This window comes from Nocardia goodfellowii, from assembly GCF_017875645.1.
Taxonomy (GTDB): Bacteria; Actinomycetota; Actinomycetes; order Mycobacteriales; family Mycobacteriaceae; genus Nocardia; species Nocardia goodfellowii.
This window is the reverse complement of sequence record NZ_JAGGMR010000001.1, coordinates 6,155,234-6,169,437: the sequence shown is the minus strand read 5'-3', so window position 1 is coordinate 6,169,437 and position 14,204 is coordinate 6,155,234. Positions and strand designations below refer to the sequence as shown.

The following is a 14,204-nucleotide window of genomic DNA, read 5'->3' as shown; positions in this document are numbered from 1 at the left end:
GCCGGTCTCCTCGGGTAACCGGGAAGTGTCCAAGGGAACTTCGAGGAGGGATGTATGACGAACGCGACCACCGGGATCGGCAGCCTGCGGAGTGTGGTGCTGGACTGTCCGGAACCACGCAAACTGGCCGAGTTCTATATCGGGCTGCTGGGGGCAGAGTTGATCGAAGACGAAGAAGACGACTGGGTTGTCATCGCGGACAAGGAAGGTCGGCGCATAGCGTTCCAAACCGCGCCCGAATACCAGCCGCCGCGGTTTCCGGACCCGAAAGCGTCCCAGCAGATCCATTTCGACGTGCTGGTGGACGACGTCGACATCGCGCAGGAGCGGGTGCTCGAACTCGGAGCCCGGCTGGTGCAAGAGGTCACCGACGGCGACTTCCGGGTGTTCGCCGATCCGGTCGGGCACATCTTCTGTCTGATGTGGCTGGACTGACGGCTCAGAGCTGGGTCAGCGCGGCCAGCAGGGCCACTGCGGGCAGGGTGCCCTGCGCGGCCGCGGCCTTCAGGAAGCGGCGGTCGGTGCCGACCAGGACCAGTGCGGCGGCGAGCATGGAGCCGCACCCCATGATGATCAGAGCCCAGCCGGCCGCCGGGCAGGGGCGCACGAGGAAGACGCCGACCAGTGTGCCGATTGCCAGGAACAAGTTGTAGAAGCCCTGGTTGAACGCCCAGGGCCGGACCGCTTCGAGCGCGGTGTCGTCGACCAGGAACAAGCCGGCGTGCACCCGGCGATCGGTGAAGCGGAAGCTCTCCAGCGTGAAGATGTAGAGGTGAATCAGGGCGGCGAGGCCTGCCAGGATTTGCACTACCGCGAGCACGAGCCCTCCTCGGATCGGTCACTCCGGCGTTCCGTGGGCTGCGGGGCGCAGTCCGGAAAGCACGGTAGCCGCGAGGTGGCTTCCGATCCTGCCGCCGCGCCGCGTGCCGTATCGATGATGGCACTGTTTGCCGACCGCGGGACGAGGTATCCGGCAGCCATGAGTGGACCTGAAATGGATCGGGCGACCGCGGAGTCGCTCCAGGAAGACCCCGATTTCGCGGGGGAGCACGAGTCGGCCACCCACGCCGACGAGCATCCGATGAGCGAGGAACTGGAATCCGACGAGTCGACGCCCGACGAACTCTGACTAGTTCTCCGCCGGTTCGGTCCAGTTGTAGGTGAGGCCGGCGGCCTGGGACCAGCGGCGATACTCGCTGTCCCGGCGGGCCGCGGGCATCGCCGGGAGCCAGCGTCCGGCGGTGTGCCGGTTGCGCCGCAGACCGGTCATGTCCGGCCACAGTCCGACGGCGAGGCCCGCGGCGTAGGCCGCGCCGAGCGAGACGGTCTCGGCGTACAGCGGGCGCTCCACCGGGACGCCGAGCGAATCCGAGATCTGTTGCATCAGTAGGTTGTTGGAGGTCATGCCGCCGTCGACGCGCAGTTCGGTCAGTGGATGACCGGAGTCGGCGTTCATGGCGTCGACGACTTCGCGGGTCTGCCAGGCGGTCGCTTCCAGCACCGCGCGTGCCAGATGACCCTTGGTGATATACGAGGTGAGACCGGCGATGACGCCGCGCGCCTCCGCCCGCCAGCGCGGTGCGAACAGGCCGGAGAAGGCGGGCACCACATAGCAGCCGCCGTTGTCCTCGACCGTGCTTGCCAGCGTTTCGATCTCGGGCGCCGCGCCGATCAGTTCCAGCCGATCGCGTAACCACTGCACCAGGGTTCCGGTGGCCGCCATCGAACCCTCCAGGGCGTAACGCGCGGGATCGGTGCCGATCCGGTAGGCGACGGTGGTCAGTAGGCCGTGCTCGGAGTGCACCGGCGCCGTGCCGGTATTGGCGAGCAGGAAACTGCCGGTGCCGTAGGTGCATTTCGCCTCGCCCGCGTCGAAACAGGTTTGGCCGAACAGGGCGGCCTGCTGATCGCCGAGCGCGGCGGCGATCGGTATGCCGTGCTCGGTGTGGCCGTAAACCTCCGCGTTGGAACGGATTTCGGGCAGGAGCGCGCGCGGGATGTCGAAGAATTCGAGCAGTTCGTCGTCCCAGTCCAGGGTGCGCAGGTTCATCAGCATGGTCCGGCCCGCATTGGTCACATCGGTGACGTGCACCCCGCCGGTGAGATTCCAGATCAGCCAGCTGTCCATGGTCCCGAACAGGATGTCGCCGCGCTCGGCACGTTCGCGCAGCCCGGGATGATGGTCGAGAATCCACCGGATGCGCGGGGCGGCGAAGTAACTGAGCAGCGGAAGCCCGCAGCGTGCGGCTACCTGGGCGGCTTCCGGTCGCCGGGCCAGTCGCGCGACCAGCTCTTCCGTGCGCGTGTCCTGCCAGACGATCGCATTGCCGATCGGCCGGCCGGTGTGCCGATCCCACAGCACCGTGGTCTCGCGCTGATTCGCGATCCCGATCGCCACCACCTGATCGGCGGATACCCCGGCCTTCGCGATCACCCGTCCCACCAGATTGCCGACATTCTTGCGGATCTCCACCGCGTCGTGCTCGACCTGCCCGGCCGCCGGATAGAACTGCCGGTGTTCGCGCTGGGCCACCGACACCAGTTGTCCGGCGGCGTCATAGAGGATCGTCCGGCTCGACGTGGTGCCTTGGTCGATGGCCATCACATAGCGTGCTTTGGAAGCGCGTTCAGTGCTCATTTGTCGCTCTGGGCGCAGGTGGGTCGTATTCTCGGCGAACGTCGGTTTCGTTCTCGGTGGTCCGGGCGGCGTGCGCACGGCAATAACCTTGCGGGAGAATCGGCTTCATGATTGGACCTGCGGACGTTCGGCGCTGAGGTCGCGGGAGATCGCGGCCGCGGCGGTGCGGACCAGGTCGATCAGCCTGGTGTGCGTCGCCTTCTCGCTCAGCCGGTCGAAGGGGCCGACCACCCCGATCGCGCCGACCACTCGCCCGCCCGACTCGCGGACGGGTGCGGCGACGGACGCGCGTTCAGCGGCGAATTCGCCGAGGTCCTCGGCGTAACCCTGGCCGCGCACCCGCGCTATCTCGCCGTGCAGCGCGCGCGGCGCGGCCACCGTCCGCCGGGTGTAGGCGGGCAGGGTTCCCGTGGTCGCGCGCTCGGCGAGGCCCGGCGTGTAGGCCAGCAGAACCTTGCCCAAAGCGGTTGCGTGCAAAGGTAGTTCGACGCCGAGGCGCAGCACTTGAGCGCTGCCGTCCGGCCGGAACACGTGGTGCACGATCTGCACGCTGTCACCGTGCAGCACCCCGATGCGGACCGACTCGCCCGAGCGCGCCGCGAGGGTGTCGCCCCAGTTCATCGCGTAGGAGCGCAGCACGTTGGCGTCGAACCGCCGTGCCGTCAGGCCCAGGGTCGCGTCCCCGATTCGATACTTCCCGGATCGCGGATCCTGGTCGATGTAGCCGACCCCCTGTAAGGTGCGCAGCAGTCCGTGCGCGGTCGGCTTCGGCAGGCCGAGGACCGCCGCCAGTTCGCCGACGCCGATACCGAAGGGCGCTTCGGCCACCACGCTCATGATCGCGGCGGCGCGTTCGATCGATTGGATCGGTCCGGGCATATCCCCACGCTAGCGCGAAACTGTTCGACAATGTCGAACAGGCACCGTTGAAGCCTGGTCGCCGGGTCCTTACGTTCGGTAATGGCTCCCCCGGATCGGGGCCGGAGCCGTATCACGGACAACGGAGAATGTGATGCCTGACCTCGTCGGAGCGGTACCTGGAAGGCCTGAGTCCACCGTGCGGAAGGGGATCGAAACGCGTTCCCTGACCGCGCCTGTCGCGATGAGTCCCGAGGCCCGGCAGCACGCGCTCGACACCATGGCCGCCACCGAGCTGGACGTGCTGGTGATCGGCGCCGGTGTGGTCGGCGCCGGGGCCGCCTTGGACGCGGTCACCCGCGGGCTCACCGTCGGGCTCGTCGAGGCCCGCGACTACGCCTCCGGAACCTCCAGCCGCTCGTCGAAGCTCGTGCACGGCGGCCTGCGCTACCTCAAGCAGCTCAACTTCCGGCTCGTGTTCGAGGCGCTGCGCGAACGCAAGCTGATCCTGGAAACCCTGGCGCCGCATCTGGCCAAGCCCGTCGAGTTCGTCTATCCGCTGGAGAAGCCGGTCCTCGATCGCGCCTGGGTCGGCACCGGCGTCGGGGTCTACGACGTGCTCGGCGCGGGCCGCGGCGTTCCCGCACACTTCCGCCACCTCGGCAAGAAGAAGACCATGCAGCGTTTTCCGAGCGCCAAACGCGGCACCGTGCGCGGCGGCGTCAGCTTCTACGAGGGCCAGCTCGACGACGCCCGGCACACCATGATGCTGTCCCGCACCGCCGCCTCGCACGGCGCGCTGGTCGCTTCCAGCGCCCGAGTCGTCGACTTCCTGCGCGCGGACGGTCGCGTCGTCGGCGCGCTGGTGCAGGACCAGGAGACGGGCCGCAAGTTCGAGGTGCGTGCCAAACGCGTCGTCAACGCCGCCGGCGCCTGGACCGACGAACTCCAGGAAATGCTCGGTGCCGCCAGCCAGTTCAAGATCAAGGCGTCCAAGGGCGTGCACATCGTGGTGCCCCGCGACCGGATCGACTCCGAGACCGGCCTGATCACCGAAACCGAGAAGAGCCTGCTGTTCGTCATCCCGTGCCCCTGGAGCGACGAGCACTGGGTGATCGGCACCACCGACACCGGCTGGGACCATGACCTCGCCCACCCCGCCGCCACCCGTGCCGACATCGATTACATTCTGGCCCAAGTGAATCGGCTCTTGGAGACGCCGATCGGCCATGACGACATCGTCGGTGTCTACGCCGGACTGCGTCCCTTGCTCGCCGCCGGCGACTCCGACCAGACCGCCAAGCTCTCCCGCGAGCACGCCGTCGTCCGCCCGGTCCCCGGGCTCGTCATCGTGGCCGGCGGCAAATACACCACCTATCGCGTCATGGCCAAGGACGCCATCGATCTCGCTGTCGCGGACCTGCCCGGCCGCATCGCCAAGTCTTGCACCGAACGCGTCCCCCTGGTCGGCGCCCACCAGTACCGCGAACTGTCGTTGTCCCGCGCCCGTCTGGCCGAGGTCTTCGACGTCGACCTGCCCACCGTCGACCACCTCCTCGGTCGCTTCGGCAGCGCCGTCACCGAACTCCGCGAACTGATCGACGCCGCCCCGGAACTCGCCGCCCGGCTGGGCAATTCGCGCTACCTCAAAGCCGAGATCGTCTACGCGGTAACCCACGAGGGCGCCCTGCACCTCGACGACATCCTCGCCCGCCGCACCCGCCTCTCGGTGGAGACCAGCGCCCGCGGCGTCGACATCGCCCCCGAGGTCGCCACCCTGGTCGCCCCCTACCTCGGCTGGGACGAAGACCGGATCGCCCGCGAAATCCAGATCTACCGCCTCCGGGTCGAAGCCGAACTGGCCTCCAACCTGCAACCCACCGACGCCCAAGCCGACGCCATCCGCGTCTCCGCCCCCGACTCCCGCGAATCCTTCGGCTTCCCCCTCGAGGAATCACTCTCGGTGCCCTGAAGGTCGGGAAGCGTTGCCTGCCGAAGATGTTTCGTGTGGCGGGCGCACATAGCCATGATGCCTGCAAATATCGACGTACATGAAGGCCGTTTGAGAATTAAATTCAAGAATATAGATCTGATCTCGCAGAAAGTTCACACTTTGAGATGAAGCGCCTCGGTTTTTCGGGGCCGTCCAATTCATCGAGTGTGAGGAGCCGCAGTGAAGATCGGGGTGCCGCGGGAGGTCAAGAACCACGAGTATCGGGTGGCGTGTACGCCCGCGGGGGTGCGGGAGCTCGTCGCGCGGGGGCATGAGGTGGTGGTCGAGGCGGGGGCCGGGGTGGGGTCCGGGTTCGAGGATGCGGCGTATTCGTATGTGGGGGCGCGGGTTTCGGCGTCGGTGGATGAGGTGTGGGGCAGCGCCGAATTGGTGTTGAAGGTGAAAGAGCCGGTGGCCGAGGAGTATTCGCGCATGCGGCGAGGGCAGGTGTTGTTCACCTACCTGCATCTGGCGGCGTCGAAGGAGTGCACGGACGCGCTGCTGGCGTCGGGCATCACCTCGATCGCGTACGAGACGGTGACGGCTCGCGACGGCTCGCTGCCGCTGCTGGCGCCGATGAGTGAGGTGGCGGGGCGGTTGGCGCCGCAGGCGGGGGCCTATCACCTGATGCGCAGTGAAGGCGGGCGCGGTGTGCTGATGGGCGGTGTGCCGGGGGTGCGGCCCGCGAAGGTCGTAGTGTTCGGGGCCGGAGTGGCGGGCCGCAACGCGATCGCCGTCGCGCTCGGCATGCACGCGGAGGTGACCGCGCTGGATGTGAATATCGCGCGGCTGCGCGAGATCGACGAGCAGTACCGGGGACACGTGCGCACCATCGCGTCCAACGGGCAAGAAGTGGAAACCACGGTGCGCGAGGCCGATCTGGTGATCGGCGCGGTGCTCGTGCCCGGCGCGAAGGCTCCCACGCTGGTGCCGAATGAGCTTGTGGCGCAGATGAAACCGGGATCGGTCCTGGTGGACATCGCGATCGATCAGGGTGGCTGTTTCGCGGACTCGCGGCCGACCACGCACGCCGAGCCGACCTATCGGGTACACGACTCGGTGTTCTACTGCGTCGCCAATATGCCTGGCGCGGTGCCGAATACGTCGACGGTGGCGTTGACCAACACCACCCTCCCCTATGTGCTGGAACTGGCCGACAAGGGCTGGCGTGCGGCCGTCGCGGCCGACGCGGGTCTTGCCGCCGGTCTGAGCACACACGCGGGTCAGCTGCTGTCGGAGTCGGTCGCCACCGCGCACGGCTATTCGGTGGGCCGCCTGGTCGCGGCCTGACACTCGGTCACCACCGCGAACAGGCATCCGCGGGGACCGTGATGCACGGTCCGCGCTGTTCGTCCTCAGTGCTGCGCGAGAGTCGTGCGCGGGCGCAGGTGCTCGAAGATCAGAATGGTCTCGGTGGAGGACACCGCCGGGTGCGCGCTGAGATGCTCGAGCACGAACCCGCGCAGTTCCTCGGTGTCGGCGGTGGCGACATGGATCAGATAGTCGTCACCACCGGCGATGAAATACACGTTCAACACTTCTTGCAGCACCGACAGCTGCTGTCCGAACTCGGCCAGGTGTTTGCGCGAATTGCTGTGCAGCCGAACCGAGATCATCGCCTGCAAGTCCCGCCCGAGCGCGCCGGGATCGATCTCGGCGTGGAAGCCGCGGATCACGCCGCGCTCCACCAGCGAGCGCACCCGTCCGAGGCAGGTCGAGGGTGCGATGCCGGCGGCGGCGGCCAGCGCGTTGTTGGTCATGCGCCCATCCCGGGCGAGGTGGTCGAGCAGCACCCGATCGATGTCATCGATCGGCACCGGCGTGCGCGGGCGGCTGGGCGCGGGCGGTAAGCCTGCCGCCGACACTGCGCCGCGCCGTCGCTCGGTCCTGCCATGTTCACTCACGGAGGTCACGCTACCGAAAATGATTCGCCAGGATGCGGTGACTTCGAATCATCGTTGGCGAATCTGCGCGGTGCCGATAGATATGCGCTATGAGCGGCCGGTACCGTCGGGTGGCGACTGCCGTTAATATCGACGCCGTGGACTCCACCTACTGGCACGCTGTCACGCCGCCCCCGGTCGCCTGACCGGGCGCACCTTCGCGGTTGAGCTGAATTCGAGCCCGCGCTGACCTCTGGGTCGCGGGGCTGTCGTTCGTGCGCCCGTTTCGAATCCAATCCCTTTCGGAATTCGAGAACGGAAGTTCACGACTGTGTCCAACGATGTCTGCTCCACCCTGGCTGAAACATCCGGCCGGTTCGGCGGCTCCACACCGATCCTCGCGGCTTCGGTGCTGTGGGGAACCACCGGAACGGCTAGTTCACTGGCACCCGCGGGAGCGCCCGCCGCCGCGGTGGGTTCGGCGGGTCTCGCCCTGGGCGGGCTACTGCTCTTATCGGCCGGGCACTATGGGCCTCGCCGGCCGAGTCGCCGGTCCTACTCGCGCGGGGAGTGGCGGCTGCTTCTGCTCGGTGCGGTCGCCGTGGCCGGATATCCGGTCACGTTCTATCCGGCGGTGGCGCGCACGGGCGTGGCCGTCGCGACGGTCGTAGCGCTGTGCGGCGCACCGGTTTTCGCCGGTGCGCTGGCTTGGGCGATGGGCCGGTCGCGCCCGGCGGCGCGGTGGGTCGTGGCCACGTCCGCGGCGGTAGCCGGTTGCGCGGCACTGGTTCTGGGCCCGCAACTGACGACCGGCGCCGCCGCGGTCGACCTGCTCGGCATCGGTCTGGCCGCGATGGGCGGCTTCGCCTATGTCGTCTACGCGCTGGTGGGTGGTGAACTGATCGCCCGCGGGCACCGGTCCGACTCGGTGATGGGCGTGATGTTCGGCGCGGCAGGGCTTTTGGTGCTGCCGGTGGTGCTGTGCACGGACACAACGTGGCTCGGCAGCACGCGCGGCATCGCGGTCGCGCTGCACCTCGCGATCTTCACCACGTTCCTGGCGTACCGCCTGTTCGGGTACGGCCTGCGCCACACCACCGTGGCGGCGGCGACCACGCTGACGCTCGCCGAGCCCGCCGTCGCGGCGGTGCTCGGCGTCACGGTCATCGGCGAACGCTTGCCGTTCGTATCGTGGTGCGGCCTAGCGGTTCTCGCCTCCGGGCTGGTGTTGCTCAGTCTTTCACCAAAGGCCCGGTAGCGGGGGCGGGGCCTGTCTGCTCGAGTTTGGAATGGGTGCGGGAGTAACCGAGATAGATCACCAGTCCGACCACCAGCCAGGCCCCGAACCGCAGCCACGTCTCCCACGGCAGCGACAGCATCAGCCACACCGAGGCGATCACGCCGATGATCGGAATGACCGGCATGAGTGGGAGTTTGAACGTGCGGGGCGCGTCGGGACGTTTGTAGCGCAGGACCACCACGGCGATGCAGACCACGACGAACGCCATCAGGATGCCGATATTGGTGAGCTCGGCGACGGTGTTGATCGGTAGCAATCCGGCCAGGATCGCCGAACCGATGCCGACGATCCAGGTGACGCGAGTCGGAACCTTGCGCACCGGATGGGTTTTCGCGAACCACTCCGGCAGCAGCCCGTCGCGGCTCATCGCGAACCACACGCGGGTGACACCGAGCATGAAGGTGAGCACCACGGTGATGATGCCGACGATGGCGCCGATCGCGATGATGTTGGCGACGCCGGGCATGCCGACAGCCTTGAAGGCGGTGGAGAAGCCACTCTCCGGGTCGATTTCGGTGTACTTCTGCATGCCGGTGAGCACCAAAGTCGCCAGCACGTACAGCACCATCGCGATGGCCAGGGAGTAGATGATCGCCTTGGGCAGGTGCTTCTTGCCGTCGACGGACTCCTCGGCCGCCGTGCTCATCGCGTCGTAGCCGAACACGGCGAAGAACACCGTCGCCGCGCCGGTGAAGACGGCGGCGGTACCGAACGGGAAGTACGGGCTGTAGTTGGCGCTGTCGATGTGGAAGACACCGAGCACGATGATGAGCAGCACGAGCGCCACCTTGATGCCGACCGCCACCGTCTCGAACCGGCCGACGCTGCGGATGCCACGCGAGAGCAGCCACGCGGTGCCCAGGCAGAACAGTACGGCGAAGACGTCGACCACCCGCCCGTCCTCGGTGCCGTACGCGCCCAGCATCCAGGTGGGCAGGTCGATGTCGACCTGCTCCAGCAGGAATTTGAAGTATCCGGAGACGCCGATCGCGACGACCGCCGCCACCGCCACGTACTCGAGCAGCAGATCCCAGCCGATGAACCAGCCGCCGAGTTCGCCGAGCGCCACGTACCCGTAGGTGTAGGCCGAACCGGCCTTCGGGATCATGCCCGCGAACTCGGCGTAACACAGCGCGGCGGCGGCACTGGCCAGGCCGGCGATCAGGAACGAGATCAGCACCGCGGGCCCGGTCACCGAATGCGCGACCGACCCGGCGAGCGCGAAGATACCCGCACCGATGATGCCGCCGACACCGATCGCGGTGAGCTGCCACAGGCCGAGATGTTTGGCGAGCCGCTCGTCGGCGGGAATCTCCTCCTCGATTTCCTGAATGGGTTTGCGGCGCAACATCTGCCGGCGCATATCGGCGTTGAACATGCGATTCCTTTCCTTTCTGCGTGCGCTCGGCCCAGGGGTGGCGAGCCGAGCGCGCGACAGCTCAGCTGGTGGCTGGTGAGCCGACGGGGTGGGTGAACCCAGCGAGCTGGATTCAGCTAAACCGACCGGCGGGTGTGACGGACGGAGAATCGGCGAAATTGCCGGGCCTCAGGGCGCGCAGGAAGAACACCAGGTTGGCCGGGCGTTCGGCGAGCCGTCGCATGAAGTAGCCGTACCACTGGTCGCCGTAGGGCAGGTAGACCCGCAAGCGATGCCCGGCCTTGACCAGACGGCGCTGTTCGTCGTCGCGGATGCCGTGGAGCATCTGGAACTCGAAATCGCCCGTGTCGCGGCCGGTCTCTCGGGCGTAGCGCTGCGCGGCGTCGATCATCCGCGGATCGTGGGTGGCGACCATGGGATAGCCTTCCCCCGCCATGAGGATCCGCAAACACCGCAGGTACGCCTCGTCGACCTCCGCCCGGCGTTGATAGGCGACATCGGCCGGTTCCCGGTAGGCGCCCTTGCACAGCCGGATGCGGGAGCCGGCGAGTTCCTGGCAGTCGGCCTCGGTTCGCTTCAGATAGGCCTGGAGGACGGTGCCGAGGTCCGGGAATTCGCCGCGCAACTCCCGCACGATGGACAGTGTCGAATCGGTGGTGGTGTGGTCTTCGGCGTCGATGGTCACCATCGCTGCGGCGGCCTGGGCCGCCGCACAGATTTCCGCCGCGTGGTCGAGGGCGATCCGGTGCCCGTCGCGCGGCAGAGCCTGCCCGAGGGCGGACAGTTTCAGCGAAACCTCCAGCGGTCCCGCGGGGGTGACGGCCGTCTGATCGCCGCTGAATGCCGCCTGTGCGTGCGCCAGCGCGGACAGGAGCTCGAGATAGTGCTTGACCGTGGCGCGCGCCTGTCCGATATCGGTGGTGTCCTCACCGAGGTAATCGATGCTGATCCGCCGCCCCGATTCGAGCAGGGGTGTGGCGGCCGCGATCGCCTGCTCCTCGGTATCGCCCGCGACGAACCGGTCGACCAGCCGCCGGGTCGACGGCATGCGGCGAACAGTGCGTTCCAGCCGGGCCGAACGGGCGGCGGCCAGCATGGCGGGGCGCAGCAATCCGTTCGTCATCACCGCTCCTGATGCGGGTAGCGGTGCTCGACCGGCGGTACGAAGGTCTCCTTGATGGTTCGTGCCGACGTCCAGCGCAGCAGATTCAATGGCGATCCGGCCTTGTCATTGGTGCCCGAGGCCCGCGACCCACCGAACGGTTGCTGACCGACCACGGCGCCGGTCGGCTTGTCGTTGACATAGAAGTTCCCGGCGGCGAACCGCAACGCATCGGTGGCTCGCGCGACGGCGGCGCGGTCGGTGGCGATGATCGATCCGGTCAGCCCGTAACTCGCTCCGCGATCGACGAGATCCAAAGCGGCGTCGAAGGATCCGGGCGTGGAGTCGTCATAGACATGCACCGACAGGATGGGGCCGAAGTATTCGGTGTGGAACGCCTCGTCGGCCGGATCGTCACCGAGCAGTACCGTCGGCTCGACGAAATAGCCCACACTGTCATCGGCCCGCCCGCCGACCGCGATGGTCAGGCCCGCCGTCGCCTTGGCCCGTTCCAGCGCATCCACATTGCGGTCGTAGGCCCGCCGATCGATCAGGGCGCCACCGAAGTTCGTGAAATCGGTGACGTCGCCGTATTTCAGCTCGGCGACCTTCCCGACCAGATCCGCGCCCATCTGCGCCCACACCGATTTCGGGATGAACGCGCGCGAGGCCGCCGAACACTTCTGGCCCTGATAGTCGAACGCGCCGCGGATCAGCGCGGTGCTCAGTACCTCCGGGTCGGCCGAGCTGTGCGCGATGACGAAGTCCTTGCCGCCGGTCTCCCCGACCAGCCGCGGATAGGACTGGTAGTCACCGATATTCGCGGCCACCGAACGCCACAGGTGCTGGAAGGTTTTGGTGGAACCGGTGAAGTGCACGCCCGCCAGTCGCGGGTCGGCGAGCACCACATCCGAGACCTTCGGCCCGGCGCCGTGCACCAGATTGATGACGCCGGGCGGCAACCCCGCCGCCTCCAGCAGCTTCATCGTCCAGTACGCCGCCACCGACTGGGTGAGTGCGGGTTTCCAGACCACGGTGTTACCCATCAGCGCGGGAGCCGTGGGCAGATTGGCGGCGATCGCGGTGAAGTTGAACGGGGTAACGGCGTAGACGAACCCTTCCAGCGGCCGGTAGTCGAGCCGATTCCACACTCCCGGCACCGAAATCGGCTGCTGCGCCAGTATTTCCCGGGCGAACTGGACGTTGAACCGCCAGAAGTCCACCAGCTCACACGGGGCGTCGATCTCGGCCTGATAGGCGGTCTTGGATTGCCCCAGCATGGTGGCCGCGGCGATGGTCTCCCGCCACGGCCCGGCCAGCAGATCCGCGGCGCGCAGGAAGATCGCGGCGCGGTCCTCGAAAGCCAGCGCACGCCAGCCGGGTGCGGCCGCGGTCGCCGCGTCGACCGCGGCCCGCACGTCACGCGCCTTGGCCGCGGTGACGGTGCCGAGCACCGCCGCGTGCCGATGCGGTTGCACCACATCGATCACCGGGCCGTCGGTGCGCCGATGCACACCGCCGATGACATTGTTCACCTCGGTCCGCTCGGCGCCGAGTTCGTCGAGTTTCGCTCGCAGCCTGGCCCGTTCGGGGCTGCCCGGAGCGAAGGTCCCCACCGGCTCGTTGACGGGCGGGGGAGTGGTCGCGATGGCGTCCATGAATACCTCCTGGATAGCGCGGTAGCACTGGAGGGCAGTCAACTCCGCGAAAGCCTGCGGTGGATCGGCCGAACGGACAAAGATGAGCTGTCAGTATTGTTCGATCGGCCGAAGGTTGTTCCACCATGCGTGTTCTGCTCGACGGCGAAACCGACCTGTTCGGGCTGGCCCAGCTGGTGGCCCAGAACGCGGGCGGAATGGTCTCCATCGAGGATCCCGAGTCCCATGTGCTGGCCTACTCGGCCTCCGACGAGGCCGCTGACCCGCTGCGGATCCGCTCGATCCTGGGTCGCGAGGGTCCGCACGACTATTTGCGGATGCTGCGGGAATGGGGTGTGTTCGACCGGTTGCGGCGCACCGACGAGGTCATCGAGGTGCCCGCGCACCCGGAACTGAATATCAAGCGGCGCTTGGTGATCAGCATCCGGCGGCCGTCCGCGGACGCCGGTGTCGCGCCACGCCTGCTCGGCTCGATCTGGTTGCAGCAGGGCGACCGCGCGTTCGAGCCGGGCGCACCGGAGGTGCTGCGTGGGGCGTCGGCCATTGCCGCACGGATTATTTCGCGGATTCTCGACGCGCCGTCCACGGAAGCGCTGATGGTGCAACGGTTGTTCGGCGTGCGGGGGGAGGGTGTCGATATCCCCTCGATCGCGGGGGCTCTGGGCATTCCGGCGCACGGCCCGGCCGCGGTAGTCGGTTTCGCGGCGCTGACCGGCGCCGCGGCCCGCTCGGACGGGAGCGCGAGTGCTGGTGAGACGGCGGACGACAGCCTCGGAGGTCTGATCCGGCTGCACTCCAGCGCCTTTCGCCGCGATGCCGTGACCATGGTGTACGGCGCGCGAATCTATGTGCTGCTGCCGCGATTCCGCTCCGAACGGGCGGTGACCGCCTGGGTGCGTCAGCTGGTCGAGCGCTTCGAACGGGAACAACTGGTCCCGCTGCACGCGGCCATCGCGATCCCGGTCGCCGATCTCGCGGCGGTCGCGGGCGCCCGGTCGGAAGTGGATCGGGTGCTCGACAGCCCGCCCGCGGCGTTCGCGCAGGGCAGGGTAACAACCCTCGCGGAATCGCGCACGGCGGTGCTGCTCGGTGAGATCGTCGGCCTGCTGCGCGGCAAACCGGAGCTACGCGACCCCCGGCTCGAGGCGCTCGCCGACTACGACAGCGCGCATTCGGCGAACCTGGGCGACAGCGTCGAGGTCTATCTGCGCGTCCACGGTGACGTCCGGGCTGCCGCCCAGGAGCTGCGGGTGCACCCGAATACGTTGCGGTACCGCATTCGCCGCGTCGAACAGCTCACCGGCATGAGCCTGGCCGACCCGGCGGACCGGCTGCTGCTGGAACTGCAATTGGCACTGCGCGAGTCGGCGTCGTCGCGCGGTGAGCGCTGACCG

General features: G+C 67.8%; 13 protein-coding genes. 6 read left to right on the top strand and 7 right to left on the bottom strand.

The window, feature by feature from the left end; all coding sequences use genetic code 11:
• The first annotated feature begins 54 nt into the window (after positions 1 to 54).
• The gene (locus tag BJ987_RS28530; protein WP_209895973.1) at positions 55 to 435 is read left to right on the top strand and encodes a VOC family protein; all 381 of its coding nucleotides are present in this window, start codon (positions 55 to 57) and stop codon (positions 433 to 435) included.
• Between the two features lie 4 nt (positions 436 to 439).
• Here BJ987_RS28530 and BJ987_RS28525 read toward each other — a convergent pair whose 3' ends face one another.
• Positions 440 to 820 carry a DUF1304 domain-containing protein gene (locus BJ987_RS28525; RefSeq protein WP_307869780.1) on the bottom strand — a complete coding sequence of 127 codons (381 nt, stop codon included), beginning with the start codon at positions 818 to 820 and terminating at the stop codon, positions 440 to 442.
• Positions 821 to 979: 159 nt separating this feature from the next.
• On the opposite strand from BJ987_RS28525, the gene BJ987_RS28520 reads away from it, so the two are divergent.
• The gene (locus tag BJ987_RS28520) at positions 980 to 1,129 is read left to right on the top strand and encodes a hypothetical protein (RefSeq protein WP_209895971.1); all 150 of its coding nucleotides are present in this window, start codon (positions 980 to 982) and stop codon (positions 1,127 to 1,129) included.
• On the opposite strand, the gene glpK is transcribed toward BJ987_RS28520, so the two are convergent.
• The gene (gene glpK, locus BJ987_RS28515; protein WP_209895969.1) at positions 1,130 to 2,638 is read right to left on the bottom strand and encodes a glycerol kinase GlpK; all 1,509 of its coding nucleotides are present in this window, start codon (positions 2,636 to 2,638) and stop codon (positions 1,130 to 1,132) included.
• Positions 2,639 to 2,743: 105 nt separating this feature from the next.
• On the bottom strand, positions 2,744 to 3,517 hold the full coding sequence (locus BJ987_RS28510; protein ID WP_209895968.1) for an IclR family transcriptional regulator: 774 nt from the start codon (positions 3,515 to 3,517) through the stop codon (positions 2,744 to 2,746).
• 223 nt (positions 3,518 to 3,740) lie between these two features.
• Here BJ987_RS28510 and BJ987_RS28505 point away from each other — a divergent pair, with 223 nt between their 5' ends.
• Entirely contained in the window at positions 3,741 to 5,468 is a 1,728-nt protein-coding gene (locus tag BJ987_RS28505; protein WP_209895965.1) for a glycerol-3-phosphate dehydrogenase/oxidase, read from the top strand.
• A 201-nt stretch (positions 5,469 to 5,669) separates the two neighbouring features.
• The gene (gene ald, locus BJ987_RS28500; protein ID WP_209895963.1) at positions 5,670 to 6,779 is read left to right on the top strand and encodes an alanine dehydrogenase; all 1,110 of its coding nucleotides are present in this window, start codon (positions 5,670 to 5,672) and stop codon (positions 6,777 to 6,779) included.
• Between the two features lie 65 nt (positions 6,780 to 6,844).
• Here ald and BJ987_RS28495 read toward each other — a convergent pair whose 3' ends face one another.
• Positions 6,845 to 7,354 carry an Lrp/AsnC family transcriptional regulator gene (locus tag BJ987_RS28495; protein WP_307869915.1) on the bottom strand — a complete coding sequence of 170 codons (510 nt, stop codon included), beginning with the start codon at positions 7,352 to 7,354 and terminating at the stop codon, positions 6,845 to 6,847.
• 349 nt (positions 7,355 to 7,703) lie between these two features.
• On the opposite strand from BJ987_RS28495, the gene BJ987_RS28490 reads away from it, so the two are divergent.
• On the top strand, positions 7,704 to 8,630 hold the full coding sequence (locus tag BJ987_RS28490) for an EamA family transporter (protein WP_209895961.1): 927 nt from the start codon (positions 7,704 to 7,706) through the stop codon (positions 8,628 to 8,630).
• Here the strand turns inward: BJ987_RS28490 and BJ987_RS28485 are convergent.
• From BJ987_RS28485 to pruA, 3 genes are all read right to left on the bottom strand, one after another.
• The gene (locus BJ987_RS28485) at positions 8,605 to 10,050 is read right to left on the bottom strand and encodes an amino acid permease (RefSeq protein WP_209895960.1); all 1,446 of its coding nucleotides are present in this window, start codon (positions 10,048 to 10,050) and stop codon (positions 8,605 to 8,607) included. The genes BJ987_RS28490 and BJ987_RS28485 overlap by 26 nt on opposite strands.
• Before the next feature lie 112 nt (positions 10,051 to 10,162).
• Positions 10,163 to 11,173, bottom strand: a complete 1,011-nt coding sequence (locus BJ987_RS28480) for a proline dehydrogenase family protein (protein ID WP_209895958.1) — start codon at positions 11,171 to 11,173, stop codon at positions 10,163 to 10,165.
• Complete coding sequence (pruA, locus tag BJ987_RS28475) at positions 11,173 to 12,810, bottom strand: L-glutamate gamma-semialdehyde dehydrogenase (protein WP_209895956.1); 1,638 nt, start codon at positions 12,808 to 12,810, stop codon at positions 11,173 to 11,175. The genes BJ987_RS28480 and pruA overlap by 1 nt, the downstream gene beginning before the upstream one ends.
• Positions 12,811 to 12,935: 125 nt before the next feature.
• On the opposite strand from pruA, the gene BJ987_RS28470 reads away from it, so the two are divergent.
• Positions 12,936 to 14,201, top strand: coding sequence for a PucR family transcriptional regulator (locus tag BJ987_RS28470; protein ID WP_209895954.1), 1,266 nt, complete (start codon positions 12,936 to 12,938; stop codon positions 14,199 to 14,201).
• Positions 14,202 to 14,204 lie beyond the last annotated feature (3 nt).

What these genes read in the sequence shown, in the direction of transcription:
- glpK (WP_209895969.1), bottom strand. Translation starts at nt 2,638, where the DNA reads ATGAGCACTGAACGCGCTTCCAAAGCACGCTATGTGATGGCCATCGAC.
- BJ987_RS28510 (WP_209895968.1), bottom strand. Translation starts at nt 3,517, where the DNA reads ATGCCCGGACCGATCCAATCGATCGAACGCGCCGCCGCGATCATGAGC.
- BJ987_RS28480 (WP_209895958.1), bottom strand. Translation starts at nt 11,173, where the DNA reads ATGACGAACGGATTGCTGCGCCCCGCCATGCTGGCCGCCGCCCGTTCG.
- pruA (WP_209895956.1), bottom strand. Translation starts at nt 12,810, where the DNA reads ATGGACGCCATCGCGACCACTCCCCCGCCCGTCAACGAGCCGGTGGGG.
- BJ987_RS28530 (WP_209895973.1), top strand. Translation starts at nt 55, where the DNA reads ATGACGAACGCGACCACCGGGATCGGCAGCCTGCGGAGTGTGGTGCTG.
- BJ987_RS28505 (WP_209895965.1), top strand. Translation starts at nt 3,741, where the DNA reads ATGAGTCCCGAGGCCCGGCAGCACGCGCTCGACACCATGGCCGCCACC.
- BJ987_RS28470 (WP_209895954.1), top strand. Translation starts at nt 12,936, where the DNA reads ATGCGTGTTCTGCTCGACGGCGAAACCGACCTGTTCGGGCTGGCCCAG.
- BJ987_RS28520 (WP_209895971.1), top strand. Translation starts at nt 980, where the DNA reads ATGAGTGGACCTGAAATGGATCGGGCGACCGCGGAGTCGCTCCAGGAA.
- BJ987_RS28485 (WP_209895960.1), bottom strand. Translation starts at nt 10,050, where the DNA reads ATGTTCAACGCCGATATGCGCCGGCAGATGTTGCGCCGCAAACCCATT.